The sequence below is a fragment of the Nocardia sp. NPDC004711 genome (assembly GCF_053601595.1).
Genome location: NZ_JBSGCB010000015.1, coordinates 63,913 through 90,157, shown reverse-complemented (window position 1 = coordinate 90,157; position 26,245 = coordinate 63,913). Strand labels below are relative to the sequence as shown.

Sequence of the window (26,245 nt, the reverse complement as noted above, 5' to 3'; positions counted from 1 at the left end):
ACGGCGAGGGGTTGTGAAAATCTGTCAGATGACAGTTGCTTCCGCGCGCGAGGGTTGACCTTTCCCTACCAAAGACTTGGGAAAACCATTACTGTCGAGGCGGCGGAACCGACACGCAGGACACGCCGTTAGCCAAGAAACACGTCAAACGCGCTACAACGGAAGGATTCCCGCAATGGGTGTCAGTTTGTCCAAGGGCGGCAACGTTTCACTGACCAAGCAGGCTCCGAACCTGACCCAGGTGGCCGTCGGCCTCGGCTGGGACGTCCGGACCACCACCGGCACCGACTTCGACCTGGACGCCAGCGCCATCGCGACCGGCGCGGAGAAGAAGGCGCTGTCGGACAAGCACTTCATCTTCTTCAACAACCTGCAGTCCCCGGAAGGCACCATCGTGCACACCGGCGACAACCTGACCGGTGAGGGCGAGGGCGACGACGAGGTCATCAATATCGACCTGGCGAACACCCCGCCGGCCATCGAGTCCATCTTCTTCCCGGTGTCGATCTACGACGCCGACTCGCGCGGCCAGAGCTTCGGCCAGGTCCGCAATGCCTACATCCGGGTCGTGGACCGCGCCAACGGCGCCGAACTGGCCCGCTACGACCTCTCCGAGGACGCGTCCACCGAGACCGCCATGGTGTTCGGCGAGCTCTACCGCAACAATGGTGAGTGGAAGTTCCGTGCGATCGGCCAGGGCTATGCCTCCGGCCTCGCGGGCATCGCTCGCGACTTCGGCGTCAATGTCTGAATCGAACAACTAGCGACACGAAGAGGGCTCGGTCGCACGAGCCCTCTTCGTGTGTCCGCCCACCCCGTCCACGACCCGGCACAACGAAAGGCCCGCTGCGGTGCGAATATTCGGCCTCTCCATCATCGTCACCGTACTGTCGCTGCTCGCGGCCCTCGTGTACGGCGGTGCCACGGCCCTGCTGCTGTGCGCCATCCTCGGCGTCCTCGAGGTCTCGCTGTCCTTCGACAACGCGGTGATCAACGCCAGCATCCTGCAGCGGATGAGCGAGTTCTGGCAACGGATCTTCCTCACCGTCGGCGTCGTCATCGCGGTTTTCGGTATGCGCCTGGTGTTTCCGCTGGCCATCGTGTGGATCACCGCCGGCCTCAGCCCGGTTCGCGCCTTCGACCTGGCCATGAACCCGCCCGCCGACGGGGCCCTCACCTTCGCCGACGGCAGCCCCTCCTACGAGAAGCTGCTCACCGACGCGCACCCGCAGATCGCGGCCTTCGGCGGCGCGTTCCTGCTGCTGCTGTTCTTCAACTTCATCCTCGAGGAGCGCGAGATCACCTGGCTGGGCTGGATCGAACGCCCGCTGGCCAAACTCGGCAAACTCGACATGCTCGCGGTGGTGCTCACCCTGGGCGGCATCGTCATCGCGGCGGAATTCATCGCGGCCGACGACGACCGGTCCACCGTGCTGCTGGCCGGCATCCTCGGCGTGATGACCTACATCCTGGTCGACGGGCTCGGCTCCCTGTTCCATGCCGAGGAGCACGCCGAAGAACAGGCCGCGGCGGGGCCCTCGGCCATCATCAAGGCGACCGGCAAGGCGGCGTTCTTCCTGTTCCTGTATCTGGAAGTGCTCGACGCCTCGTTCTCCTTCGACGGCGTGATCGGCGCGTTCGCCATCACCTCCGACCCGATCCTGATCGCCCTGGGCCTGGGCCTGATCGGCGCCATGTTCGTCCGGTCCATCACCGTCTACCTGGTGCGCAAGGGCACGCTCTCGGAATACGTGTACCTCGAGCACGGCGCGTTCTGGGCCATCGGCGCACTGGCGGTCATCCTGCTCATCACCATCGGCGTTCACGTCAACGAGGTGATCAGCGGCCTGGTCGGCGTGGCCTTCATCGGAGCGGCGTTCATCACCAGCGTGATCCGCAATCGGCGCGAGAAGGCCGAGTCCGACGAGGACGAGGACGACGAGGACGAGGACGACGAACCCGCAGACCTGGAGCCCAGCCCCGTCGGCTGATCCACCGAGACTGGAAAGCCCGCCACACCAGCGCGTGTGGTGGGCTTTCCTGCAGTGGTCACACCCGCGCGGGCTGCGGCATCGAGAGGTGGCGGCGGACAGTCCCGGGCTCGGCCGGGGTGGGGTTCGGCGCGGCGCGACGGGAGGCCAGGACCATGCCGACCAGTCCTACGCCCAAGCCCGCAACTGTCAATGGGCGCAACGGCTGATCGATGACCAGCCAGGCCGTCACCGCGGTCACCGCCGGGATGGCGAAGAAGAAGCGGCTGACGCGGGTGGTGTCCCAGCGCTGCAGCATGGTGTTCAGCAGCAGGAACGCGCCCATGGAATTCACCAGCACCATCCAGACCATGGAACCGGCGAAGCGGGCCGGGTCCGCGATGTGGAAGTCGCCGCCCGCCACGGCCAGCGCGCCCGCGAAGGGCGCGCTGACCGCCACGTGCAGGGCGGTGCCGGTGCGCGGATCGATCGCGGGGGTGAAGCGCTTCTGGTACACGGTGCCGAGGCTGAGGCCGAGCAGGCCGACCACGCACAGCAGCAGACCCACCAGCGAGAAGCTGGACTGATCGACCACCGCGAGGCCCACGCCCAGACCGCCGACCCCGAAGCCCAGCCACTGCCGGGCGCTCACGGATTCGCCCAGGCCACCGGCGAATACGGCGATCACCACCGGGCTCAGGCCCTGCACCAGGGAGATGACGGCGGCGGTGACGTGCTCGTGCATGGCGGTGTAGAAGGCGCCGAACTGCACCATCTGCATGAGCAGGCCCGCCACCAGCGTGTGCGCGAGGACCTTGCCGCGCGGCCAGACCGCCCGCGCCAGTAGGGCATACGCGATGAGCAGCAGGCCGGCGATGCCGAAGCGGGCGAACAGCACCAGCATGGGCGGCGCCGCGCCCACGCCGATGATGCCGGCGATGAAGGCGCTGCTCCACATGAGGATGAGGGCCGGCGGGCCCGCCACTTCGAAAAGCCGGTTGTCCATGATTCCTCCACGCCGCTAACCGGTTCAGGTGGTTATACCGTGGCACTTCCTTGAATAACCTGTCAAGGGGGTTACGATGAGGGCATGTCCACCTTCGCCGATCCGCACCTGTTCGTCAGCGGCAATCTCGCGCTGAACTTCATCGGTACGGCCCAGGAACGACGCACCACCTTCATCGACCGGCTGAGCACCGACGACGAACTCGCCGAATGGGTAACGGCGGCAGGCATCCTCGACACCGCGCCGGACTGCACCGGCGCCCGCACGCGGGCCGTGAAGCTACGCGAGGCCGCCTGGCGGCTGATGCTGGCCACCCTCGACGGCGAACCCGCCGCCGACGCCGACCGGCGACTCGTCAACCGGCACGCTCACGACACCCCGCCCGAGCTGACCCTGCGCGCCGACGGCAGCGTGCACCGTAGCGGGACACTCGATTCCGCGCTCGCGGCCGTCGCGCGCTCCGCCATCGAACTGCTCGGCAGCCCCGATCGGGACCGCATCAAGGAATGCGGGCGAGACGCCTGCACCCGCCTCTACATCGACACCTCACGCGGCGGTTCGCGCCGCTGGTGCGATATGGCGGTCTGCGGAAACCGGGCCAAGAGCAAGGCGTTCCGCGCCCGGAACACCGAGCCGGCCGGCTGAGCGCGCCCGCGCCGTCACGAACAGGAAGAAGAACGCCACCAGCAGCGCGGCCCGGCCCCACACGCCGATCTGCACGATGTTCTGCTCGAATCCGGCATCACGGCCCGCACCCAGGGCATAGAAGTAGCGGAAGACGCCGATCCCGATACACGCGTCCGCCATCAGGTAGGTGACGGTCAAGCTCCACGGCACCTCCAGCAGCACCAGGAACGGGATCAGCCACAGCGTGTACTGCGGCGAATGCACCTTGTGGAACAACAGGAATCCACACAGCATGGCGCCGCTGACACCGATCCACGGATACACCCCCGCCAGCTGATACCGCCGCCAGCCCAGCCAGCAGGCCAGCGCGAAGGACCCCAGCACCAGCAGCGGCGAGGCCGCCGACACCACGGTTTGGAACGTCGACTCGCCCTCGCTGGTCTGGGCGAACAACGGGCGTAAACCCCAGTACCAGATGGAATTCGTGGTGATATCGGCCTGCCGCAGCTGCTGGAAGGTGATCGACGCCCGCCAGCCGTCATAACCCGCCAGCGCGAACGGCAGATTGATCGCGACCACCGTGCCGACCGCGGTACCGGCCACCATGAGCGCACCGCGCACATCGAATCGCCGTTCCCGCAGCGGGTTTTCACCGAGCAGCACGTAGATCAGCAAGGGCAGCACGAAGATTCCGGGATACAGCTTGAAACAGAAGCCGATCGCCAGGAATACCGCCGCGGCTATCGCCCGGTCCCGCAGGGAATATCGGGTCAGCACGGTCATCACGTAGAACGCGGCCACCGCGGTGGCCACCACCGGCAGCTCCCAATTGTGAAAGGCGTAGAGCACCAGGGGTGGACCGGCCGCCCACAGCAGCGCCGCCGGACCCGCCATCCGGGCCAGCAGATACGCGGTGAGCAACGCGAACGGGGCCAGCAGCAGCGCCGAGTGCAGCAGGAAGTCCGCATCGGTGTGCGCGCCGATGCCGCCGATCCACATGAGCAGACCGCTCAGCACCGGATACTCGACCGCGCCGCCGGTCAACTGGCCATCGGGTGTGATGCCGCCCGTTATATACGGAAAGACGTGTTCATTGATCCCGCGGCCCAGCCACAGGTACTGAATATCGGAATAGCAGACATTCGAGTCCTTGATGACATCGAAAATGGCGCTGCGACCCGACTCCTCGAACGGCCCGCCCGCACACCGCGCCTTGTTCACATACGCGATCAGCAGGGTGACCCCGCACACCAGCGTCGACGTGACCGCGATCATCGACCGGCCCGCCTCGCGGCGGCGAGCGACCGCTGCGCTGGCGACGGGTCGGTTCGGCATGCGCACCACCATAGGACTCTCTTAGGCGTGTCCGCGTGTTCAAGCTCGGGACTGGCCCGATTTCGCAGGCCATGCCTATCTATCGCCCGGCCGCCGCCGGCGTGAACACGCGAGCAAGAGCCTCGATACCCCGGCGTCGGGCACCGTGTTCCCTCATGTAGCCTTGTCGGGTTGCTGACGCAACGAACCCTCCTGCCCACGGACAGTCCGTGGGCCGTTCACAGTCCACAGGAGGTGATGAGGTCCGTGCGTCATTATGAAGTGATGGTTATTCTCGATCCGAGCCAGGACGAGCGCACCGTCGGCCCGAACCTGAACAACATGTTGGGTGTTGTCGGGTCCGAGGGCGGCAAGGTCGACAACGTCGACATCTGGGGTAAGCGCCGTCTCGCCTACGAGATCGCCAAGCAGGCCGAGGGCATCTACGCGGTCGTCACCCTGACCGCCAAGCCCGAAACCGTGAGCGAACTCGATCGCCAGCTGGGCCTGAACGAGTCGGTGCTGCGCACCAAGGTGCTGCGCCTCGACAAGAAGTAGTCCAGTCCTCCCGCAACGTCGCTCGTAACCGTCGGTGCCTATCTCTAGGCTGACTGGCAAACCGTGCACCGAGCCCCTGATCGGGCGTGCACGGGCGAGCGCATTGCGGACTGCACCGGAAAGCAGGAGGAACCATGGCCCAAGGCGACACGGTCATCACCGTCATCGGCAATCTGACGGCTGACCCCGAGCTTCGATTCACGCCCGCGGGAGCGGCCGTCGCGAACTTCACCGTCGCGTCGACTCCCCGTGTGTTCGACCGTAATACCAATGAATGGAAAGACGGCGAAGCGCTTTTCCTGCGCTGCAACATCTGGCGTGAAGCTGCGGAGAATGTGGCCGAGAGTCTGACCCGTGGCTCGCGAGTGATCGTGAGCGGACGACTCAAGCAGCGCTCCTACGAAACCCGCGAGGGTGAGAAGCGCACGGTCGTCGAACTCGAGGTCGACGAGGTGGGTCCCTCCCTGCGGTACGCGACCGCGAAAGTCAACAAGACCACCCGTGGCGGTGGTGGCGGCGGCTTCGGCGGTGGCGGACAGGGCGGCGGCCAGCAAGGCGGCGGCTTCTCCGGTGGTGGCAGTGGTGGGGGTCGCGGCGGCCAGAGCGCCGGCGACGACCCATGGGGCAGTGCCCCCGCGGCCGGCTCCTTCGGGGGCGGCGCGATGGACGACGAACCGCCGTTCTAGACAACGGCTTTCCCCGGAATCCGCCCCGACGGCTGGGTTCCCGAAATTACGGAGTTGAAAGACCATGGCCAAAGCACCGGCACGCGAAAAGGTGCTGAAGAAGAAGGCTTGCACCTTCTGCAAGGAAGACAAGGCTGGCAAGAAGAACAACACGGCCGGCGCCAAGATCGACTACAAGGACACCGCGCTGCTGCGCAAGTACGTGTCCGATCGTGGCAAGATCCGCGCTCGCCGGGTGACCGGCAACTGCGTCCAGCACCAGCGCGATATCGCTGTCGCCGTGAAGAACTCGCGTGAGGTCGCTCTGCTGCCTTACGTGTCCACCGCCCGCTGAGAAAGGAAGGCACAGCAATGAAGCTCATCCTCACCGCTGATGTCGACAACCTCGGTGCGCCCGGCGACACCGTGGAGGTCAAGGACGGCTACGGCCGCAACTTCCTGCTGCCGCGCGGCCTGGCGATTGTCGCCACCCGTGGCGCGCAGAAGCAGGTCGAGGGCATTCGCCGGGCGCAGGATGCCCGCCGCGTGCGCGACCTGGACCACGCCAACGAGCTGAAGCAGGCCATCGAGGGCCTGACCGGCGTGTCGCTCGCGGTCAAGACCGCCGGCACCGGCAAGCTCTTCGGTTCGGTCACCGCCGCCGATGTCGCCGCGGCCATCAAGGCCGCCGGTGGCCCGGTCGTCGACAAGCGCAGCATCGAGCTGCCGAAGGCCCACATCAAGAGCACCGGTAAGCACGGTGTCGTGGTGCACCTGCACCCGGATGTGATCGCCAAGGTCGACCTGCAGGTCACTGCCGCCGAGTAATTCGGTTCGTCGGAGGCCGCCTCAGCTGTGGGGTGGCCTCCGATTTCTTTGTTCGATTTTTCTGTTTGCCAAGTATTCGCTGATTGCGTGTCGGGTTTACCGGGGCGAGGTGTCGGCATGCAGAATTCACGATGTTCGTCCGGGTTGTGGATTGCTCGGCAAACCAACCATTCTCATTGTGTGACAGATCACAGGCGCGAGACCGTTCGTTCACCCAACACGCCCAGACGTTACCGTTCAGCGACACGCCGCACCGAATTGATCCACAATTACACACACTGCAAATTCGGTCACTACCAGCGTATTGATTGACCACATCGACTGTTGTCCCCAAGTTTTCCACAGGGGGTGCACAACAGTTGGTGAACAATACCCACGTTGTCCACAGGTGTGTACACAGCTCGGTTTGGCGGGTCACCGTCCGGTCGCCTAGGTTCGCATTCGATGTCGTGACCACTGCCCGGGACGACACGACTCCGTGTATCCAGCGCCCACCACCACGGGTTTGCCACCGCGCCTGCACAACTCGGCGTGGCGGGGCCGCGTGGCGGACCGAACCTGTCGGTGCGCAGGCGTACAACGGTCATGGACTCGTTCCGGGCGCGAGGAGAGAGGACGGTCGAGCCGATGGCAGTCATCGACGATCGCGGCCACGACGATCACGGGCCCTCCGACTATCCCGACGCCCCCGGCGAGGATTTCGGCCGTCAGCCACCCCACGACATGGCCGCCGAGCAATCCGTCCTGGGCGGCATGCTGCTGTCCAAGGACGCCATCGCCGATGTCGTGGAGGTCATCCGCCCCGGCGACTTCTACCGCCCCGCCCACGCGGCCGTCTACGACGCCATCCTGGACCTCTACGGCCGCGGCGAACCGGCCGACCCGGTGACGGTGGCCGCCACCCTCGACCGCCGCGGCGAGCTCAAGCGCATCGGCGGGGCCCCGTATCTGGTCACGCTGACCCAAACGGTCCCCACCGCGGCCAACGCCGGCTACTACGCCGAAATCGTTGCGGAGAAGGCGATCCTGCGCCGTTTGGTGGAGGCGGGCACCCGAATCGTCCAGTACGGCTACGCCGGCGCCGACGGCCAGGACGTCGCCGAGGTCGTCGACCGCGCCCAGGCCGAGCTCTACGACGTCACCGAACGCCGCTCCAGCGAGGACTTCGCCCCCCTCACCGACATCCTCCAGCCCACGATGGACGAACTCGACTCCATCGCCTCCCGAGGCGGCATCTCCCTCGGCGTCCCAACAGGTTTCACCGAACTCGACGAAATCACCAATGGCCTCCACCCGGGCCAGATGATCATCGTCGCGGCCCGACCCGGTGTCGGTAAGGCGCTTGCTCTCGATACTCCGCTGCCCACACCGAACGGCTGGACCACCATGGGTGAGGTCCGAGTCGGAGACGAGCTGCTCGACGCCCAAGGGCGGCCCACACGGGTTGTGGCCGACACCGAGGTGATGACGGGCCGGCCCTGCTACGAGGTCGAATTCTCGGACGGTGCAGTGATAGTCGCGGACGAGCAGCATCAGTGGCTTACCGAGACCCGCTCCTCTCGCCGATCCGCCCAGCAAGCCGCCACCGGCTACAACCGGTATCGGAATCAGAAGACCTTCGCCGAGATCCGCACGACCGTCGAGATCGCGGCCACTGTGCGCTGTGCGACCGCGGACCGACGCCTCAACCACTCCGTGGTGAACAGCGAGGCACTGCAACTGCCCGACCGCGAGTTGCTCGTGCCCCCTTACACGCTGGGCGCCTGGCTCGGCGACGGCAGTTCGGCGTGTGCGCAGCTGACCACGGCCGATCCGGAGATCATTCATCGGATCGAGAACGAGGGAATCCTTGCGGCACACTCGGATTCCGCGCCACTGCGGTACAGCCTGCGGCTGCCCGAGGATGCACCGGTCGAGCCCCGCGAGTGCGTTGTCTGCGGCTCGGAGTTCATCCCGTTCACCAGTGAAGTCCGCACGTGCGGCCGATCATGCGGCGGCAAGGCGCGTTTCGTCTCGGGTCCGGTACCCGCGCCGACCTGCCCGCAATGCGGCGGGCCGTCCATCGGGCTCCGCCTGTGCCAGTCCTGCCGAAATGCGATCGGCAGCGTGCAGGCTCGCCTGCGCACCCTCGGTGTGCTCGGCGACAAGCACATCCCCCTCGACTACCTCCGCGCTTCCGAAGCACAGCGACGCGCCCTGCTGGCCGGCTTGCTCGATACCGACGGCACCGTCACCAATGGCGGATCTGTCCAGTTCACGGTGACCAACCCGCGGCTGGCCCGGGACACCGAAGAGCTGATCGTGAGCCTCGGCTACCGCTGCCAGCTGTCGACCAAGCGAGTCCGGGGCCGCGCCGAGGCTACCTCGACCGCTTACACGCTGACCTTCGCAACCGAGGACGAGGTCTTCGGGCTGAGCCGAAAAGAGCTGCTGCACAAGCTGCGTCGCGGCGCGACGAATACGGCGCGTTCCGGCTCCCGCTTCATCGTCGACGTCCGCCCGATCCCGTCGGTCCCGGTCCGCTGCGTAGAAGTGGCAAACTCCGACCACCTCTACCTCGCCGGCCGCTCCATGATCCCAACCCATAATTCCACGCTGGGAATGGATTTCATGCGCAGCTGCTCCATCAAGCATGGTCTGGCCAGTGTCATCTTCTCGCTGGAAATGAGCCGCACCGAAATCGTCATGCGCCTCCTATCCGCGGAAGCGAAAATCAAACTGGGCGATATGCGTTCGGGTCGGATGAGCGACGATGACTGGACCAAGCTGGCGCGGCGGATGAGCGAGATCAGCGAAGCGCCACTGTTCGTTGATGATTCGCCGAACCTGACCATGATGGAAATTCGGGCAAAAGCCCGACGGCTCAAGCAACGGCACGATCTGCGCCTTGTGGTGGTCGACTACCTCCAGCTGATGACATCGGGCAAAAAGGTCGAATCACGTCAGCAGGAAGTTTCCGAATTCTCGCGTAGCCTCAAGCTTCTGGCGAAGGAGCTGGAGGTGCCGGTGATCGCGATTTCGCAGCTCAACCGTGGTCCGGAGCAGCGGACGGATAAGCGGCCCATGGTGTCCGATTTGCGCGAATCGGGATCACTAGAACAGGACGCGGACATGGTTATCCTGCTGCATCGCCCAGATGCCTTCGAGCGGGACGACCCTCGCGGCGGCGAAGCAGATCTCATCCTGGGAAAGCATCGAAACGGTCCGACCGCGACCATCACCGTTGCGCACCAATTGCATTTGAGCCGATTTGTCGATATGGCACGAGGTTAGTCGCAGATGTAGGGTCTCAAAATGAATGGCCAAATCTCAAAATGATTGGCCACTCGATGGCCAATTGGCCATCATTTTGAGACAGATTCCGCTTCGGCCCCGCGTCGAGGCGTGTCGTTTCGTCTGACGGGACGGGCCTGCCGCACGTGCGGTGGTCTTGGCGTGGAGCAGCGATCCGCTCGGGCCAGAGATCAGCCAAATCACTGGTCGGACACCAGAGTTGCCCGCTCCCTGTCGTCATCCGTTGCGGCCCTTCGGTGCGTCGATACCTGTCTGATGGTTCTCAGACGCAGGGGAATCGGCGTGAGCGAGCCTGGGCGTGAGCCTTACCCCGCAGGGCCGGGCATCGCGCGATCCGATCGATCAATCGCCTCATAGGACTCGGTTGCGGCCTGTTGAGGGCCGATCCGCGCCGATTCCCCCCGTCGACCATGGAGAAATGGCCACTATTTCGAGACAAAGGCTGGCCAACGCGCTGCGAGCTCCATGAACCGATGTGGCCAGGGCCTGGCGTCGCGATTTCCACCGTGCTCACAGCTCCTTGTGCGGGCGGCTGCGAATCGTCAGGAGCAGCAATCTCGACTCGGTTTCCAGCTGATCGATCGGTGGGGGAGGATGGGGGGGACCCGCGATCGTGTTGTTCGCCATGAAGGCCGAGCGCGCCAGCCCGGTGCCGATCAAGACCAGGGCCAGCAGGTCGACTTCGTTTGCAGGGATGCTTCTTTCGAGCTCTCGGCGCTCAGCCGCGCGATCGATGATGGCTGCGAGCCTGCCACGAGTGGCCAGGTAGACCTCGTCGTGCAGAATGCGGCGCAGTTCCGGACTGTGCGCGGCGTGTCCCATCAGCGACAGCAACGCTGGCCCAGCGTTGGCGTCCAACACTCGTTGCTTGCGGGCGAGCAGTTCCAAAATATCGCCTTCGAGGGCGCCGGTGTCGACTTCGCCGAGCTCATCGAGTGCGATCTGCCGGGCAACGGCCGCGGTCAACTCGTGCTTGGAAGACCACCGTCGATACAGCGACGCTGTGGAGGCGCCGGCGCGATGCGCGACCGCGGAGGTCGTGAAAGCCGCGTATCCGGACTCGCCGAGTTCCTCGATGGCGGCCTCGATCAAGGCGCGATCCACGCGGGGATCCTGGCGTCGGCCTCTCCGTGGTGCGCCGGGCGCAGTCGTCATGCCCTGGATTCTCTCCCATGTAGCCGGACGGTGCCACCATATTCGAAACGAAGTCTTTCCGTTTCGAATATGGTGGAAGAATGAACATCGCGACCAGTACGCCGATCGCCGACACCGTGGCGGCCGCGCGAGCACATTTCGACTCCGGTTCCACTCGCCCGTTGCCGCAGCGCATCGCGTATCTGCGCGCATTGCGGCGGATGCTCGATGACCACGAGGCCGAGATCGAGGCGGCGCTGTGGGCCGACCTGCACAAGAACCCGACCGAAGCGCAACTCACCGAGCTCGAGGTGATCCGGGCCGAGATCGAGCACTCGCTGCGTCATCTGCGCCGCTGGGCCAAGCCGCGCCGGGCGCCGATCCCGTTGGCGCTCATGCCCGCTCGCGCCCGCTTGATCCCCGAGCCGCTCGGGGCGGTGCTGATCATCGCGCCATGGAATTACCCGGCGCAGTTATTGCTCGCGCCGCTGGTCGGTGCTCTGGCGGCCGGCAACACAGTTGTTCTCAAGCCCAGTGAACTCGCCTCCGCCACAGCCGATCTCGTCGCCCGGCTGATCCCGGATTACTTTCCCGATGGTGCGGTTCGAGTCGTCCAGGGGGCTGTCGCGGAAACGACCGAACTTCTGGAACAGCGGTTCGACCACATCGTGTTCACCGGCAGTGGCACGGTCGGTCGCATCGTGATGCGGGCAGCCGCCGAACACCTGACACCGGTGACTCTCGAATTGGGTGGCAAGTCCCCGGTCTGGTTCGACGACGACGCCCATCTCGATGCCGCCGCGCGCCGGCTGGTTTGGGCGAAGTTCGTCAATGCCGGGCAGACCTGTGTCGCCCCCGACTACGTCATGACCACCCCCGATCGAGTTCCCGCACTGGTCAATGCATTGCGTGAGGCGATCACCGACATGTGGGGCAGTGATCCCCAAGTGGAGGAGCATTACGGGCGGATTGTGAATCAGCGTCAGTTCGATCGTGTGGTCGGGTACCTCGAAGGAGTCGAGGTAGTGATCGGTGGACAGCGTGACCGAACTGACCGCTATCTCGCACCGACGGTCGTGCTGCTGCCCGGCGAGACTCCGCCAGTGATCGGGCCCGAGGCCTCCCATGCGATTTTGCGCGAGGAGATCTTCGGGCCGATCCTTCCGATCCTGCCCGTCGCCTCCGCCGAGGATGCGGTGCGGTTGGTGAATACCTGGGATAAACCGCTGGCGCTGTATGTGTTCACCGCTTCGGCGCAGACCCGGGATTTGTTCGAGCGTGAAACCTCCTCGGGCGCTGTGGTTCACAACGCGGGAATCATTCACGTGGGTGCGAGTGGATTGCCGTTCGGTGGGGTCGGGGCCAGTGGTATGGGTGCTTATCACGGCAGCTACTCGTGGCAGACGTTCAGTCACCACAAGCCTGTTCTCCGTAAGCCACTCGTGCCCGACACCCTGCGAATGGTCGTCCCGCCCTACTCGGCCCGTGAGATCGGCCTGGTTCGACGGCTCATGCGTCGCGGCTGATCCGGAGGAGATCAGTGCGCTGACCGCTGGATGATCCGGTCATCAAGGGCTGCAACGGAATCGCCGGCGAAGGTTGATGTCCCCTTATGGGAAGCGGATGACTAGTTGTGTACACAACCCTGGTGAGCTGAAGATGACGGATCAACCAACTTCAGCGCAACGCGGTGGCCGGCGTTCCCCGGAGTCGTTGTACGGGTCGGCCAAGATGTGGGCGCACCTGCAGCGCACGGTATCGCGGTGGGCACGAACGCTGGGACCGGATTCACCGCGCGCGATGTCTCGATTGCGGTCAATGATTCTGTCGTTCGGTGTGTTCGGTGATCCAGGCTGCGATCTGTGCCCGGGAGGTGAATCCGAGTTTGGTGAGAATGTGTTCCACGTGGCCCTCGGCGGTGCGTTGGGAGATCGTCAGCTTGATCGCGATCTGCTTGTTGGTGAGGCCCTGGGCGATGAGATCTGCAACCTGGCGTTCGCGCTTGGTCAGTCCCACGTCGGGACCCGGCGTGGTCTCGGTGGGTTGCTCGCCAACTGCGTAGGCTACGGCTTCGTCCATACCCATCGCTTGGCCTTTCTGAATGGCCGCATGGAACCTGCGTGCCCCCAGGGCGGCACGCGCCGACCGGTCGCATGCGTCGTGATAGGGAAGTGAACCCGCGACGATACCCGCAGCGCTACCCACGAACCGTGATAGTTCCTTCGCGGCTCCCATCAGAACGGCCGCGCGCTCGGCGTCACCGCCGGCGCCGACGGTCCAGGCCAGCGCCTCGAGACTCAACGCGGCGACGAGCGGGCTACTTGTTCGACGGTTGACGCGCAGCGCCTGCTCGAGCAGCTCTTGTGCCCGTTGTCGCCGGCCTTGTCGCCATACCGCAAATCCCATGCCCCACAGCGAGATCGGGCGAAACAGCGATTCACCGCAGGCCTCGGTGATGGAGAGCACTTGCTCCTGACACTCGATCGCCCGCTTTGTATCGCCCTGCAGGGCGTGTACCTGACCGAGAAACGTCAAGGCGCCAACATAGAGATATCCCTGTCGATTCGAGCTGAACACGTCGATGGCACGTTCGAGGGGGGAGAACGCGCGAGCAAGGTCACCGATGTAGAGCGCCAGGAAGCCATCGGTGTAAGACGCCAACGCCTGGGTCATAGGAGTGGGATCCTGTTCGGCGAACGCGTGGGATTGCTCCGCGAGCGCGGCCGCCGACTCGAGATCGCCCTGCGTCGCGGCCAATACGGTGCCGGTATGGAGCGCCTTGACGCGGTCGGGTATCGAGTGCGCGCGCGGGTGGGCCAGGGCGCGGTCGATCCAGCGTCGGCCTTCGTCGTGCAGATCCCGAAAGATCCAGAACAGAGACAGTGCGCTGACGGCGCGTAGTCCAGCTTCGGCCGCCTCATCGGTGTCCTCGGCCAGGCAGTATTCGAGTGCGCCGCGCAGGTTCGGCTGCTCACGGTCGAGTCGGGCGATCCAGTAGGGTTGCCGGTCACTGATCCATCCGGCCTCCGCGTCCAGCGCCAGCCGCTGGTACCAGTCGCGGTGCCGGCGCCGCACCAGTTGATCCTCGCCGGACTCCCGCAGCCCCTGCCGGCCGAAGTCGCGGACCGTCTCGAGCATCCGGAACCGCACCACGCCGTTGGATTCGTCGCGGATCAGGATCGACTTGTCCACCAGCGAGGACAACACATCAAGCGGATCGTCCGGTGCCATATCGGCGCCACAGATCTGTTCGGCGGCGTCGATTTCGAAGCCACCGGCGAACACCGCCAGCCGGGCCCACAGCCGCTGCTCGGCCGGGGTACACAACTGGTAGCTCCAGTCGATGCACCATCGCAGGGTCTGCTGCCGCGTCGGCGCGGTGCGGCTGCCGCGGGTCAGCAGCGCATACCCATCGTTGAGCCGCTGCAGGATCTGCTCGGGCGACATGGTGCGCATCCGGGCCGCAGCCAGCTCGATCGCCAGCGGTAACCCGTCCAGCCGGGCACAGATACGGGCGACCGCGGACTTGTTGCCCTCGGAAAGTTCGAAACCCGGCACCACCGCGCTCGCGCGGTCGGCGAACAACGTCACCGCGGCGTAGCGGGGTAGTCCTTGCAGCGACGGCGTCCGGTCCGGGTCCGGCACCGTCAGCGGCGACACCTGCAGCACCATCTCCCCGGCAATGTCCAGCGGTTCGCGGCTGGTGGTCAGGATCCGCAGGTGTGGACAGTCCCGCAACCAGGTCTCGACCGACTCCGCCACCGATGCGACCAGCTGCTCGCAGTTGTCCAACACCAGCAGCAACTCCTTCGTGGCCAGGAACTCCACCACCACCTGCTGCAGCGGCCGTGTCGGATCGTCCCGCAGCCCCAGGGCAGCGGCCACCACGTCGACCAGCAGCGATGGGTCGGACACGTCGGCCAGCTCGACCAGCCACACCCCGTCGGCGAACTCCCGCCGTGCTGCTGCCGCCGCCCGCAGCGCTAGCCGGGTCTTGCCGACCCCGCCGATCCCGGTCAGTGTCACCAGCCGGACCGAGGACAACAGATTCTTCACCTCCGCCATCTCGCTGCGGCGATCGATGAAACTGGTCAACGTCAACGGCAAACTGTCGGCACCCCGTGGTAGCGCCGCCGCCGGTGGACGCCACCCCCGCATGGCGGGCGTGCGGTCTCGGTGCTCGTGTTCCGGTTCGGCGACGTGTATCGCCATCTCCTCGACCGCGAACCCGTAGCGGCGCTGCTCCTGCCGGATTGCCTCCCCGAGCGTCGCCGCCGAGGGCCGTTCGCGCGGATCACGGCTCATCGCCGTCGCCACCATCGTGGCCACGCCCTCGACGACGCCGTACTCGCGCAGGTCCGGCATCGGCTGGGTGGTGATCCGCAGGAACTGGGTCACCACGTTCTCCCCGCTGCGCCGTTCAAACGCGGCATGCCCGGTCAAGGCGCAGAACAAGGTGGCGCCCAGCCCGTAGACGTCCGCTGCCGGAGTGGGAGTCTCGCCCTCGAGCACCTCCGGTGCGGTGAATGCCGGCGACCCCGCGAGGGTTCCCGCCGCCGTCTGGAACCCACCGGCGATGCGCGCGATGCCGAAGTCGGTCAACGCGGGCTCGCCGTAGTCGGTCAGCAGGATATTGCCCGGTTTCACGTCCCGATGCACGATACCGAGGCGATGTGCGGACTCCAGCGCCCCCGCGATCTTCACACCGATCCACAACACGGTCTCCACCGGCAGCGGGCCCTGCCCGCGGATCCGCGCATCCAGGGAGCCCAACGGGTGATACGGCATCACCAGAAACGGGCGTCCGCTCGCGGTGGTACCCGCTTGTAGCATCGTCACGATATTGGGATGCCCGGTCAGCCGACCCATCGCCCGCTGCTCCCGTAGAAATCGCTCCCGGTTCTCTGCGTCGAGCTCGGCGGTCAGGATCTTCACCGCCACCATCCGGTCCAGCTCGGGCTGGGTGCAACGGAATACCACACCGAAGCCGCCCCGCCCGATCTCCTCTACATCCTCGAACCCGGCCGCGGCTAGTTCCTCCGCGACCGGTTCGGATACGTCACGGATTGTCCGGAACAGATCATTCTCGCTCATAGGCTGTAGCCATCCCCCAGCGCATGCCCAGCAACCGGACAACGCGCGCGGACAACCCTCAGCGTATCTCACCGGCCTGTAACGGCAGCCGATCGTAGACGGCCGCCTCAGATCCCTGTCATCAACAGCGCGATCACCCACAACAGCCCCTATCGAGGCGACAACGCTGATACACGCAAAGCGAAGACCACCAGCACCTACGCCAAGCGCGGCTACACTCCCCAGCGCGCTGCATCCAACATTCTCGACGCCATCGACCACAACCGTGCGGTAGCCCCCATCGCGGCCGAGGCACACCTCATGTACGTCCTATCGCGGGTAGCGCCGCCGGCGGCCCGGTGGCTGTCGGCCATGCTCGCCAACATCGCCGAGTGAACCGAGCAGATCCAACGCTCGCGGTCCCCACTGCCGGGTCCGGGGGTTCTGCCGAGATCAAACGGCGAATCGAGGACGCTTCGCGAACGCACGCCTACGACGATCCCCTCGGCACGCAACACAGGCGTACCGCGGCAGGCGGATACGCAAATGGTCCGGCGTTGTCGACCCCCTCAGCGAGCCAAGGTGTGTCCGTCAGCGGGTAGGGGCTGACCGGACTGGCAGGCGCGGAATCCAACGAAGTTCCACGTCACGCCATCAACTCGGACCGTCCGCCGAGGCCAGGCCATATCCGTTGGATTTTCGGCGGCTGCAAGTGCCGCCCACCGCATCGAATGCGAACTCGCGACACCGGACTGCCGAGCGCGGTGACCGACAGCGTCGCGGAGATCGGTGTGCCCACCGAGGTCGGCGATTCCGTGCGGCAGCGTCGATGCCGGCGATCAGCCCCGATACGGTGGTGATGTGACACAGGCGCGCGGCAGACGTGAGTTGAACAAGATGGCTACGCGGCAGGCGTTGCAGGCGGCGGCCGACCGACTCTTCGCCGAGCGAGGCTACTCGGCGACGACGATTCGGGAGATCTCCGATCAAGCGGGGGTGAACGAGCGGACGTTCTTCCGTTATTTCGCCGGCAAGGAAGAGTTGCTGGTCGACGAGCTGATTACGCGGCTGCCGCTGCTCACCGATCAGATTCGCGCGAGGCCGAACGATGAGGCCCCCTTGGTGGCGGTCCAACGCGCGGTCCTCGGACTGATCCAGCCGAACCGGGGTCGGATTCGCCCGACCGTGCTCTCGGTGTATTTGGAGCAGCGCTCCGAGGCGGGATTGGGCTTGTCCGGGCTATCGCTGGCCCTGAGGTTCGAGGAGGCCATCGCGGCCGCTATCGGTGACCGGCTCTCCCGTATGGACCCGGTTCCTGCCGACCTCGACTTCCTCGCCGACCTCTACGGCCGGACGGCGGTCGCGGTACTGCGCAGCGTTCTACTACGTGACCGGCAACTTCGAATGCAGGACGCCGATTCGCGACCGGATCTGATCGAGCTGATCGAGCAGGCATTCAGTGCACTGCCCGCCGCCTGGCGCACGTAACACGTGCGCCAGGCGGCCTCAGCTCAGTTCGTGGAGTGCCACGAGTCGAACGCGGCACCGTCGGCGAAATAGGTGACCGAGGGCAGATACGGGCCCATGACAGTCGATTCGTCGCCCGGTGTCCGGGTGTTCTGGACGGCGTTGGCGAAGTCCGGGTCCGGAAGCATGTGCCGAATCTGCAGCCAGCCGAAGTCCGGATCCTGGTCGCCGTCGCCACGTGGCGACCATTCGATCCATCCGACGCCGTGCTGGGCGTTGGCGTCAGCGGGTCGGTCCTCGGCCCGGCTGATGACGATGGTGTAGTTACCGTCCTTGTCCGTAGGGATCTGCTCGTCGTAGGCGCAGTCCATGACAGCGGTCGTGTAGACGGACTCGTTCATGCAGAACGAGGTGTAGCGGACCTGGCCGGAGCCCATGATGTTGTCACCGTGGAATGTTGTGGGCGTTGTCGGCAGCTTGCCTTGCAGGACAACAACTTTGCCGAACTTCCTGTTGAGGGCTGTGCGAATGTAGTTGTTGTCGACATTGGGAAAGAACCCGCCGCCGCCCGACCGAGTCGGGTTGGACTCGGCGCCAGGTGCGTTGTCGCCGGTGTAGAGCTGCAGCAGATACCGGCGGTCGTACTGAGACCGCCATTGCGCGGGATAGGTTGCCGGGAACGTGTCGGGGACCTGCCTGGGCACCTGCACCAGCGCCGACGGAGCCGTGTAGATGGTCGGGCAGCCAGGGGCGATCAGCGACTCGGCAATGCCGGGTAGCACGTTGCACGGTGCGTTCAATTTGTCGGGGTATCGGAGCGCTCGGTAGGTGTTGAGGTTGAGGTTCAGCGAGCCGGTGGCCAGGTTCGTGGCCGTACGGTCATCCTCGGAGTGCAAGGCCTGGCAGGCGGCCTGTCCGGTCAGTACCGTGCCGTCCTTCAGCACCAACTTGGGTTGGGGCAGCGGCACCCCGCCGGTGAGCGGTAGTCCGGCGTCGGGCACATAGACCCGAGTAAGCAGGATTTCGGGGATCAGACCGCCGACGACCGGCAAGTTCGATGCGGCCGTGTTGGACTTGGTGTAGAGGACATTGCGTGGGGCCTCGGTGCTGTGATGATTCAGCGTGAAGCCGGGGTTCTGCTTGTCGACCACATTCACGGTGAAGGCACGGTCGGTGGCATCGCGGTGCTCGCCGGCCCGGAACGGATTGGTGGCACCGGAATTCGGATCGATCTGATAGTCAGCGAGCCCATCGACCGCCGCCCCGAGCAGGTCGTAGCTGATCAGCGAGAAGTAACGACTGTGCGGAAATTCCCCTTCGAGAGTCAGCGTCGAGCCTGCGGGGCGGTTGAATGTCGCTCCCCAGTAGGTCGCGTCGGCGTCCGGGTAGGCGGTGTTGATGTCATGCGCGCCGTAGGCGCCGTTATGCCAGAAACAGTCGGTGAATCGGCCGCCGACGCGGCTCGAGGTTCCGCTCGATGCGCCGGGCCCGGCGGTCGCGAGCGGCGTGAGTGCGCCGGCGGCAGTAAGGGACAGCAGCGTGAGAACAGCGATGAGGAACGCCGGTAGTGGTCTCGCGGCAGCAAGCAGCCGTCTGGGCCGCGCCTGGGATCGTGATGACATAGAACTCTCTTTCAGGGGCACGTTCGCCGGATCAGCTGCCGAAAGGACTCCGGATGTGGAGCCCTCGGAACCGGACGATCCGTAAAACTGTCATATATGACAGAATTTAGCGTACCGCTTTCCCAGGCGTAGCGGATACCGGCCCATCATTGGTCTCGCGAGACTCAGGACGTCGGACGTCGGACGTCGGACGATGGACGCCGGACGTAAGGCCTGCTCAGGTGCGCATCGGCACCAGCGCGATCGGCATCGTGGCGGGTGTGCACCGCGTGGCGCACGGTCCGCGCGCGGCCGGGGTCCGGCCGTTGTGAACAGCCGAGTACTGCGGCGTGCGTCAGCGGCAGCTCGTCGGGGTCGCTCGCATGCGCATCCGGGCGCACGGTGATGGCGTACTCGCCACCCGGTGCTGGACTGCCGCCACGGATTGGCCGAACCCGCGTCGGGTGCGATGAGATAGTCCGCCAGCACGGGGGCGGCACCGTAGGTGAAGTTGGCGGCCTCGCTGCCGTAGGTGTTGAACGACATGTAGCGGGCGTCGGAGAACCGGCCGGTGATGGTGAGCATGGTGTCGGGACCGACGTCGTAGGGCACGATCAAGCACCCGGCGCTGGTGTCCGGGTATGCGACATTGATTCGGCCGAGGGTGCACGGCGACATTTCCGCCGCCCATGCGCAGAAGGGTTGCCCCACAGACGACTTCGCTGGCAAGTCCCTAACGTTTCCGCAGATCGCCAGCTCACCGAGAACACGGCTGCAGCCGCCGCCCGACGCTGGGCGGCGCAGCCTGAAGACCCCGTCGGATCAGGAGACCAGGGTCAGTGCGGGTGGTTGCCAGCGGCCGTCGAAGGCTTCCGGTTTCGGGACGTAGAGGCGCAGGAACAGACCGAATTCGCCGGAGTCCGGGATGGGCAGCCAATTGCCCTGCGGCACATCCGGTCCCGGATCGGCGGCCTGGATGGCCAGTTCCACCGAGCCGTCGTGGCCGGGCACCGGGGGGACCAGGTGCCCGACGGCATAGATACCCGCCGCATTGGATACCAGATATCGGTCGGCGGTATAGGCGGTGAGTGACCAGAACGCATCGACAGGTGGGGTTGCTCCGGGCGCGAAACGCAGCCGGTAGCGACGGGGCGCATCCAGTGTTCCGGCGTCGGCGATCAGCATCGGATAGATGGCGTCCTTGGGCAGGTTGGCGCCCAATGCCCGCATGGCAACGCTCGCTCGCAGCAGATAGTCGGTGCCGTAGCTGCCCAGGTTGACGTCGAAGGACCAGCCGTTCTCGTTCTTGGCCTGGGGATTTCGATAGTCGGCGATACGCTGGCGGGCGTCCTGGACCGCGGCGTCGAGGTCCGCGTCGGACAGGGAGAAGTCCGTGCTGCCGGGTTTGATGCCGATTCCGGCGAAGCGGGCCAGGGCCGCAGCGTCCTCGGGTGGGGTGGCGGCCATGGCATTACACAGGTGGTTGAAGAAGGTGCGGCCGTCCATGCGTGCCACCGTTTCCGGCGGCGGTGTGCTTTGCGCGTGCAGGATAGCGTCGGGTACCTGGATCGGGGCCGGGCGCACGCCGAGCCTCCAGGCACTCAGGGGGGCCATGACCAGCTGTTTCCGCGCGGCCTCCGCGGCGGCCTGATCGGCTGCGCTGCGGTTTTCGACGCGGGCGATCAGCCAGCCGCGATCAGTGGGCAGGGGCAGCCGAGTGACGTCCTCGGGCAAGGTGCCCGACCACCCGGGCCCGGTCACCGCGTAAAGGTGGGGCGATTGCCCGGCGGCCGTACCGGGCGCGATGCTGCTGGGGTTGTGCACGGTGTTGGTCCACGCATCCATGAACTGCAACAGCCAGTACCGGTCCGAGGCGGTCGGTGCTTGCACGATGACCGGCTCGTTGCGCAAATCCAGCCAGGCCGAGGCGTACAAGGTGTCCACATTGGGTGCGACCACGGACTTCGCCCCCGGATCGACGGGCGGGGGCGTCAGGAAGAGATTCGTCGCCAGACCGGCCCCGTTCGCCGCGCGCGTGATGTCCATCAACACCAGCGGATAACCGAAGACGTAGGCGTCAGCGGCGATATCACGGGGATCGCCGGACACGGCGGCATCGCCCTGCGCGATGACCGCGCGCCCGAACAGTCCGAAGGCGGCTGCCGCTGCCGTCATCCCGATGAACCCGCGGCGGGATACGCCCCATCCACCGAGCCCGGTTCTGCTCCGCGTCTCAGGATTCCGCATCTGGTCCACCAATTCCTCCTGGTTCCCCTACGTACAGAGCGTCCGACGCATCGGACCCTCGAACAAGGCATGTCGCCGGCAATTCAGCTCTGTGGATTACCGGGCCATATCGACAGCGCGCGACATCTGGCGGCTATCAACTGGTCAGGTGACCTTCGGCAGTCGGCGGGTGTGGGCTGCGCCGACCACACCCTTCCATGAACTGTCAGTTATGACAACTGTCGTTGATGACAGTTGTTCGAGGCGGTGACCTCGATCCAATTCTCGGGTACACCGAAAGCGCGGATCACCGAAATGATGCCAGCGACAATGCCTTTCGCGATCAGCAAGAGGAGCCGCCCGAAGAGCCCGCTCGGATCCCGCTGGCCGATCCGGTCGGCAGCCGGGGGTGAGCCACTGGGAGCGCCGCGGATTCTAAAAATGTCGGTAATGACAGTTGTCATGTCTGACAGTTTATGCGAGGCTGTGCGAACCCGATCCCGCGACGCTGGCTGCCATTCCCCACCGCCGTGGCCGCGAGCACCAACGACCCCTTCGCCACCCGCCGGCGCGTAGCCGGCCTGGCCGAAGCCTGGGGCAGCCGCCTGATCGACGCCGGCCCGGTCGGACACCTCGACCCCGCCGCCGGCTACGGACCCCGGCCACAAGCCGGGCAACTGATCGACGACGCGACCCCGAACACGGTGCGCACCATCCCAGATCCGCACCAATCCCGTAGATGAAACAAGGAACACCCGATGAGGAAAACCACCACCGCCGCACTGCTCACCGCGACAGCCATCGCACTCACCACCGCGACGGCCCACGCCAACCCCGCTCCCGCCGACCCAGCGCCGAACGCCGTGCACTACGAAGTCGCCCGACGCGGCGACGCCGCCGTACTCACGACCAACGACGGCAAGCTGAAGGTCGACGGCGACCAGCTCGTCGTCACCGACCACACCGATCAACCGGTCGCCGCCATCCCGCTCACCTACCAGATCGACAACACGGCCTACCCGATCAACGCCCAGATCGACGGCGGCACAGCAACCCTCACACCATCGAGGACCGACGCCCGCCCGGCCGAGGCCGTCTCCCGCGACCAGGTCATCACCACCGACCAAGCCGCCAAACAGATCGCCGAATCGGTCAACCCCCGCGACGCGCAAGCCCTGGGCACCTTCGCCCAGCGGCTCACGATCGGCGCCGCCGTCAGCGCCGTCCTGGGCGCCGTCCTCGGCGCCGGCGTCGGCTGCTTGACCGGCGCCGCAGTCGGTGCCGCGATCACCAGCCCGGTCATCTTCCTGCTCGCGCCTTTCGTCGGCGCCGCCGTCGCCGGCTGCGTCCTCGGCGCCGCCACCCTCGCCGCGGTCGGCTCCATGGCCGGGCTCGTCGTCGCCGGCGGACCCATCACCCTGTTCGCCGCCATCCAGTACTTCTCCACCATCCTCTCGCCCTGCCCACCCGAGCTCGCCTACTGCAAAGACCCCGCACAACCCGCCGCGCCCGCGAAATAGCAGGCCGCGCCACAACCGCGCACCCGGGGATCACGTCCGTTCCGGGTGCGCGGCCATGGCCTACCCGCCACCCAACCGCCGCGACGGCATAAACCCAGGAAATGACTCGCGCTGAAATCCCTTCTCCACCACATATTTCCGCAGGCGGGATGAGTGAATCACCCCGAAGGCGGTGTCCACATCGGACGCCGATCAGGTGTGGCGGGCGATCGCATTGCACAATCGCCGAGGAGGTATGACGAAACGTTGCCGCTCTGGTAGCCCAGACACGGTCGATCTTGCGGATCTGGATGAACTGGGCGTGCTCCCCAAAAGCGGCCCACCAGGCCTCGACAAACAGGCCTTATGTCTAAGCTCCAAGGTAGCCACATCCATCACGTGACGTTTAATCCCGATCGAGATTCCCTGCCGCAAGAAGGTTTTGGGCACCACATGGGATGGCTTCGACCGGCAGATCAGACGCCGTTTGCCAATCCTGAAGAATGGCCATCTTTTTGAGACAGAACGTAGTGGCCAAGTTGTGAGACAACTTCAAAACCCGCAGGTCGGAGAGTTATGGCTGGCCACGACTTTTGAGACCATACAGAACCAAGCTCCTGATGAAGCAAACGGTAGGCGCACCAACCACTTCGACCGATGCAGACTGGGCGGTCTCGCTGCTTCCACACGAGTCTTACCCGCCGACAATGGAATTCCCGTATCGCTAGCAACCTTGATCAACAGCGGTGAGCGGCCTTCTGCATGGTCGCTGGACAAGCAGATGCGCTTTGTCACCATGCCACTCGAGAATGTATTCCCCTGCGGCCGTGGCGAAGTCATGCGACTTCATCTTGCCTCCGGCCGTTCCATCGATCTGACGACCGAAGCACGCCTGCTGACCATCAACGGCTGGAAACAGCTGGCTTCACTCACGGTTGGCGATCGTACGGCCATCCCCCGTTGGATTCCCCAGCCCGTACACGCCACAGATATGGTGGATGCCGAGATAATCCTGTTGGCACACATGATCGGTGACGGCTCTTGCGTGAAGCGCCAGCCCATCCGTTATGCGAGCATCGACGAGGAGAATCTTGCTGCCGCAACGGTGGCTGCCTCTCACTTCGGCATCACGGCCGTCAGGGATGATTATGCGGCAGCGAGAGTCACCACACTCCGACTGCCGGCTCCGTACCGGCTCGCTCGCGGAAAACACAACCCGATTGCGGCATGGCTCGATGGGCTCGGCCTCTTCGGACTGCGCAGCTACGACAAGTTCATTCCGGGGCCGGTCTTCACCCTGCCCACCGATCTGTTGACACTTTTCATCAGACATCTGTGGGCCACCGACGGTTCCGTGCGCTGGAACGAGCAGGGCCATCAAGCCCAGATCTATTACGCGTCAACAAGCCTGAGACTTATTGAGGATGTCGCCTGTCTGCTGCTCCGTCTCGGAGTGCATGGACGCATCAAGAAGATCCAGAAGGCCGGATACCGCGACTGCTGGCATGTCCGAATCGATGGTGTCGACAACCAGAGCGCCTTCATCGAGGACATCGGTGTACACGGAGCACGCGGCGTGATCGCAGAGGAATGCTTGGTCAAGCTCGATGCGATGACTTCGAACACCAACGTTGACACGATCCCGAAGGGGATCTGGGACACCGTTCGAGCACTCTTGCAGGCCCGAGGAATGACCCATCGAGAGTTCCAATCTGCGATGGGAACCAAGTTCTGTGGGTCCACCATGTGGAAGCACTCGCCCAGCCGCCCGCGTCTGGCCCGAGCAGCAGACGTCCTGGATGCTCCCGAACTGGCCATGCTGTGTACCAACGATACTTTCTGGGATCGCATTACGGAGATCAGCGATCTCGGCGAGCAAGAGGTGTTTGCCGCCACGGTCCCGGGCACCGAAAACCTCATCGCACAGGGTGTTTCGGTCTACGCGGGACTCTGACACCAGGCTCGATTCATCGCGAGCTCTGAGCTCCGGACGCAAGCGAGCGTGACGGCGGGGCAGTTCCCGTCGTCACGCTCGCTCGATGTGGCTATCGTCCGCCCCGGAGGATTCGTTGCTGAAAATTAGCGACAATCTTGGGGATTCGGGTTTACCCGCAGGTCAGGGGCGGAGAATTCGTTGAAAGTTTTCCTCCAGGAGCAGGGTTCGCACTGCTGGATCCGCGATGGCGGCCTCGACGGTGTGTCGCGCGGCGACCACGTCGCCGTAGGGTGTGTTCGAACCGAACAGGCACTGATCGGGGACTTCGCGTGCGGCGGCGGCGACCGCGAATACCTGTAGCGCGCTCGACAGATCGATGTGCAGGTTGGGCCGCTCGGCGGCCAGCTCCACCAGATCCAGGGCGTGGAATCCGCCCAGGGCGCCGACGATCACGGGCACGGACGGATAGCGGGCGGCCAGTGCCGCATAGGTGCGGAGATCGTCCAGGGTGTTGGGTGCGAAGCCGTGCACCAGTACGGGTATCCCGCCGTGGTCGGCGCTGACGGCCAGCACCGGTTCGATGCGCACGGCCTGGCCGGGCGGCGGGGTGACCTCGCCGATGCCCACGATGCCGGGGCGGGTCAGGTAGGGCTCGAACCATTCGCCGAGGCGCTCGGCGGGCAGAAGCGAGGGCAGGCTCGCGAAGGCGAGGGTGGTGTCGGGGTGCGCGTCCAGCGCGCGCAGCACCTCGTCCATGGCCGCCCGCACCTCGTCCGCCGCCGCGTCCGCACCGCCGATAACGGCTGTCAGCCTGGCGAATTCGGCCCGCACCTCGCCGAGCGTGCGGGCGCGTTCGGGGTGGACCCGGGTGGACAGCAGCACCGTGCGATCCACGCCGGCCTGCTTCGCGCGCGCCAGCTGTGCGGCGGGGTCGGTGGTGATGTGGGCGTGGACATCGGTGACCATGGCGTTTCCTCCGGCGGGGAATGGGCGGCAGCGGCTCGACGCTAAACGTTGACACTGGGGTCAAGGTCAAGCCGGAGGACA

The 26,245-nt window shown here is 65.4% G+C and carries 20 protein-coding genes and 2 pseudogenes; 14 read left to right on the top strand and 8 right to left on the bottom strand.

What is annotated here, in order from left to right:
* Positions 1–175: 175 nt before the first annotated feature.
* Together ACWEKS_RS17205 and ACWEKS_RS17200 are read left to right on the top strand one after the other, a co-directional pair.
* Positions 176–751, top strand: a complete 576-nt coding sequence (locus ACWEKS_RS17205) for a TerD family protein (RefSeq protein ID WP_379400682.1) — start codon at positions 176–178, stop codon at positions 749–751.
* A 100-nt stretch (positions 752–851) separates the two neighbouring features.
* On the top strand, positions 852–1,991 hold the full coding sequence (locus ACWEKS_RS17200; protein WP_452340995.1) for a DUF475 domain-containing protein: 1,140 nt from the start codon (positions 852–854) through the stop codon (positions 1,989–1,991).
* Between the two features lie 58 nt (positions 1,992–2,049).
* Here the strand turns inward: ACWEKS_RS17200 and ACWEKS_RS17195 are convergent, their stop codons facing one another.
* Positions 2,050–2,976: a DMT family transporter gene (locus ACWEKS_RS17195; protein ID WP_452340994.1), complete on the bottom strand. Its 927-nt coding sequence runs from the start codon at positions 2,974–2,976 to the stop codon at positions 2,050–2,052.
* Positions 2,977–3,060: 84 nt separating this feature from the next.
* On the opposite strand from ACWEKS_RS17195, the gene ACWEKS_RS17190 reads away from it, so the two are divergent.
* Entirely contained in the window at positions 3,061–3,621 is a 561-nt protein-coding gene (locus tag ACWEKS_RS17190) for a CGNR zinc finger domain-containing protein (RefSeq protein ID WP_452340993.1), read from the top strand.
* On the opposite strand, the gene ACWEKS_RS17185 is transcribed toward ACWEKS_RS17190, so the two are convergent.
* Entirely contained in the window at positions 3,523–4,938 is a 1,416-nt protein-coding gene (locus ACWEKS_RS17185; RefSeq protein WP_452340992.1) for a glycosyltransferase family 87 protein, read from the bottom strand. The genes ACWEKS_RS17190 and ACWEKS_RS17185 overlap by 99 nt on opposite strands.
* Positions 4,939–5,184: 246 nt before the next feature.
* Between ACWEKS_RS17185 and rpsF the strand changes: the two genes are divergently transcribed.
* The 5 genes from rpsF to dnaB all read left to right on the top strand — a co-directional run bounded on the left by rpsF (position 5,185) and on the right by dnaB (position 10,241).
* Positions 5,185–5,475: a 30S ribosomal protein S6 gene (gene rpsF / locus ACWEKS_RS17180; RefSeq protein WP_452340991.1), complete on the top strand. Its 291-nt coding sequence runs from the start codon at positions 5,185–5,187 to the stop codon at positions 5,473–5,475.
* Positions 5,476–5,609: 134 nt separating this feature from the next.
* Positions 5,610–6,161 (top strand): single-stranded DNA-binding protein, encoded by a 552-nt coding sequence (locus tag ACWEKS_RS17175; protein ID WP_356996014.1) that lies wholly within the window; start codon positions 5,610–5,612, stop codon positions 6,159–6,161.
* A 64-nt stretch (positions 6,162–6,225) separates the two neighbouring features.
* Entirely contained in the window at positions 6,226–6,495 is a 270-nt protein-coding gene (gene rpsR, locus ACWEKS_RS17170; RefSeq protein WP_040814320.1) for a 30S ribosomal protein S18, read from the top strand.
* Positions 6,496–6,512: 17 nt separating this feature from the next.
* On the top strand, positions 6,513–6,968 hold the full coding sequence (rplI, locus tag ACWEKS_RS17165; RefSeq protein ID WP_354841000.1) for a 50S ribosomal protein L9: 456 nt from the start codon (positions 6,513–6,515) through the stop codon (positions 6,966–6,968).
* Between the two features lie 627 nt (positions 6,969–7,595).
* Positions 7,596–10,241 carry a replicative DNA helicase gene (gene dnaB / locus ACWEKS_RS17160; protein ID WP_452340990.1) on the top strand — a complete coding sequence of 882 codons (2,646 nt, stop codon included), beginning with the start codon at positions 7,596–7,598 and terminating at the stop codon, positions 10,239–10,241.
* Between the two features lie 531 nt (positions 10,242–10,772).
* On the opposite strand, the gene ACWEKS_RS17155 is transcribed toward dnaB, so the two are convergent.
* Positions 10,773–11,366 (bottom strand): TetR/AcrR family transcriptional regulator, encoded by a 594-nt coding sequence (locus ACWEKS_RS17155; RefSeq protein ID WP_452340989.1) that lies wholly within the window; start codon positions 11,364–11,366, stop codon positions 10,773–10,775.
* Between the two features lie 131 nt (positions 11,367–11,497).
* On the opposite strand from ACWEKS_RS17155, the gene ACWEKS_RS17150 reads away from it, so the two are divergent.
* Positions 11,498–12,922, top strand: a complete 1,425-nt coding sequence (locus ACWEKS_RS17150) for an aldehyde dehydrogenase family protein (RefSeq protein ID WP_452340988.1) — start codon at positions 11,498–11,500, stop codon at positions 12,920–12,922.
* A gap of 166 nt (positions 12,923–13,088) precedes the next feature.
* Positions 13,089–13,220: pseudogene (locus ACWEKS_RS17145) on the top strand (IS3-like element ISMysp3 family transposase); the annotation flags it as partial.
* Here ACWEKS_RS17145 and ACWEKS_RS17140 read toward each other — a convergent pair.
* Positions 13,212–16,490: a protein kinase domain-containing protein gene (locus ACWEKS_RS17140; protein ID WP_452340987.1), complete on the bottom strand. Its 3,279-nt coding sequence runs from the start codon at positions 16,488–16,490 to the stop codon at positions 13,212–13,214. The pseudogene ACWEKS_RS17145 and the gene ACWEKS_RS17140 overlap by 9 nt on opposite strands.
* Positions 16,491–17,330: 840 nt before the next feature.
* Here ACWEKS_RS17140 and ACWEKS_RS17135 point away from each other — a divergent pair.
* Positions 17,331–17,957, top strand: a complete 627-nt coding sequence (locus ACWEKS_RS17135) for a helix-turn-helix domain-containing protein (RefSeq protein WP_452340986.1) — start codon at positions 17,331–17,333, stop codon at positions 17,955–17,957.
* 23 nt (positions 17,958–17,980) lie between these two features.
* Here ACWEKS_RS17135 and ACWEKS_RS17130 read toward each other — a convergent pair whose 3' ends face one another.
* The 3 genes from ACWEKS_RS17130 to ACWEKS_RS17120 form a co-directional block, all read right to left on the bottom strand.
* Positions 17,981–19,558, bottom strand: a complete 1,578-nt coding sequence (locus ACWEKS_RS17130; RefSeq protein ID WP_452340985.1) for a hypothetical protein — start codon at positions 19,556–19,558, stop codon at positions 17,981–17,983.
* Positions 19,559–20,359: 801 nt separating this feature from the next.
* Positions 20,360–21,712 carry a DUF1254 domain-containing protein gene (locus tag ACWEKS_RS17125; protein WP_452340984.1) on the bottom strand — a complete coding sequence of 451 codons (1,353 nt, stop codon included), beginning with the start codon at positions 21,710–21,712 and terminating at the stop codon, positions 20,360–20,362.
* Positions 21,713–21,993: 281 nt separating this feature from the next.
* The gene (locus ACWEKS_RS17120) at positions 21,994–22,227 is read right to left on the bottom strand and encodes a hypothetical protein (protein WP_452340983.1); all 234 of its coding nucleotides are present in this window, start codon (positions 22,225–22,227) and stop codon (positions 21,994–21,996) included.
* A gap of 15 nt (positions 22,228–22,242) precedes the next feature.
* Between ACWEKS_RS17120 and ACWEKS_RS17115 the strand changes: the two are divergent.
* From ACWEKS_RS17115 to ACWEKS_RS17105, 3 genes and pseudogenes are all read left to right on the top strand, one after another.
* A pseudogene (locus ACWEKS_RS17115) lies at positions 22,243–22,506 on the top strand (RBBP9/YdeN family alpha/beta hydrolase); the annotation flags it as partial.
* A 15-nt stretch (positions 22,507–22,521) separates the two neighbouring features.
* Entirely contained in the window at positions 22,522–23,283 is a 762-nt protein-coding gene (locus ACWEKS_RS17110) for a hypothetical protein (protein WP_452340982.1), read from the top strand.
* A 421-nt stretch (positions 23,284–23,704) separates the two neighbouring features.
* Positions 23,705–25,216 carry an LAGLIDADG family homing endonuclease gene (locus ACWEKS_RS17105; protein WP_452340981.1) on the top strand — a complete coding sequence of 504 codons (1,512 nt, stop codon included), beginning with the start codon at positions 23,705–23,707 and terminating at the stop codon, positions 25,214–25,216.
* 162 nt (positions 25,217–25,378) lie between these two features.
* Here ACWEKS_RS17105 and ACWEKS_RS17100 read toward each other — a convergent pair whose 3' ends face one another.
* On the bottom strand, positions 25,379–26,164 hold the full coding sequence (locus tag ACWEKS_RS17100; protein WP_452340980.1) for an amidohydrolase family protein: 786 nt from the start codon (positions 26,162–26,164) through the stop codon (positions 25,379–25,381).
* Positions 26,165–26,245 lie beyond the last annotated feature (81 nt).

Excerpts from the sequence above, each read along its gene's own strand:
- ACWEKS_RS17140 (WP_452340987.1), bottom strand. The coding sequence starts at position 16,490 with ATGAGCGAGAATGATCTGTTCCGGACAATCCGTGACGTATCCGAACCG.
- ACWEKS_RS17120 (WP_452340983.1), bottom strand. The coding sequence starts at position 22,227 with ATGACAACTGTCATTACCGACATTTTTAGAATCCGCGGCGCTCCCAGT.
- ACWEKS_RS17185 (WP_452340992.1), bottom strand. The coding sequence starts at position 4,938 with ATGCCGAACCGACCCGTCGCCAGCGCAGCGGTCGCTCGCCGCCGCGAG.
- ACWEKS_RS17175 (WP_356996014.1), top strand. The coding sequence starts at position 5,610 with ATGGCCCAAGGCGACACGGTCATCACCGTCATCGGCAATCTGACGGCT.
- ACWEKS_RS17150 (WP_452340988.1), top strand. The coding sequence starts at position 11,498 with ATGAACATCGCGACCAGTACGCCGATCGCCGACACCGTGGCGGCCGCG.
- ACWEKS_RS17110 (WP_452340982.1), top strand. The coding sequence starts at position 22,522 with ATGAGGAAAACCACCACCGCCGCACTGCTCACCGCGACAGCCATCGCA.
- ACWEKS_RS17130 (WP_452340985.1), bottom strand. The coding sequence starts at position 19,558 with ATGTCATCACGATCCCAGGCGCGGCCCAGACGGCTGCTTGCTGCCGCG.
- ACWEKS_RS17190 (WP_452340993.1), top strand. The coding sequence starts at position 3,061 with ATGTCCACCTTCGCCGATCCGCACCTGTTCGTCAGCGGCAATCTCGCG.
- ACWEKS_RS17195 (WP_452340994.1), bottom strand. The coding sequence starts at position 2,976 with ATGGACAACCGGCTTTTCGAAGTGGCGGGCCCGCCGGCCCTCATCCTC.
- ACWEKS_RS17125 (WP_452340984.1), bottom strand. The coding sequence starts at position 21,712 with ATGACGGCAGCGGCAGCCGCCTTCGGACTGTTCGGGCGCGCGGTCATC.
- ACWEKS_RS17100 (WP_452340980.1), bottom strand. The coding sequence starts at position 26,164 with ATGGTCACCGATGTCCACGCCCACATCACCACCGACCCCGCCGCACAG.
- ACWEKS_RS17205 (WP_379400682.1), top strand. The coding sequence starts at position 176 with ATGGGTGTCAGTTTGTCCAAGGGCGGCAACGTTTCACTGACCAAGCAG.
- dnaB (WP_452340990.1), top strand. The coding sequence starts at position 7,596 with ATGGCAGTCATCGACGATCGCGGCCACGACGATCACGGGCCCTCCGAC.
- rplI (WP_354841000.1), top strand. The coding sequence starts at position 6,513 with ATGAAGCTCATCCTCACCGCTGATGTCGACAACCTCGGTGCGCCCGGC.
- rpsR (WP_040814320.1), top strand. The coding sequence starts at position 6,226 with ATGGCCAAAGCACCGGCACGCGAAAAGGTGCTGAAGAAGAAGGCTTGC.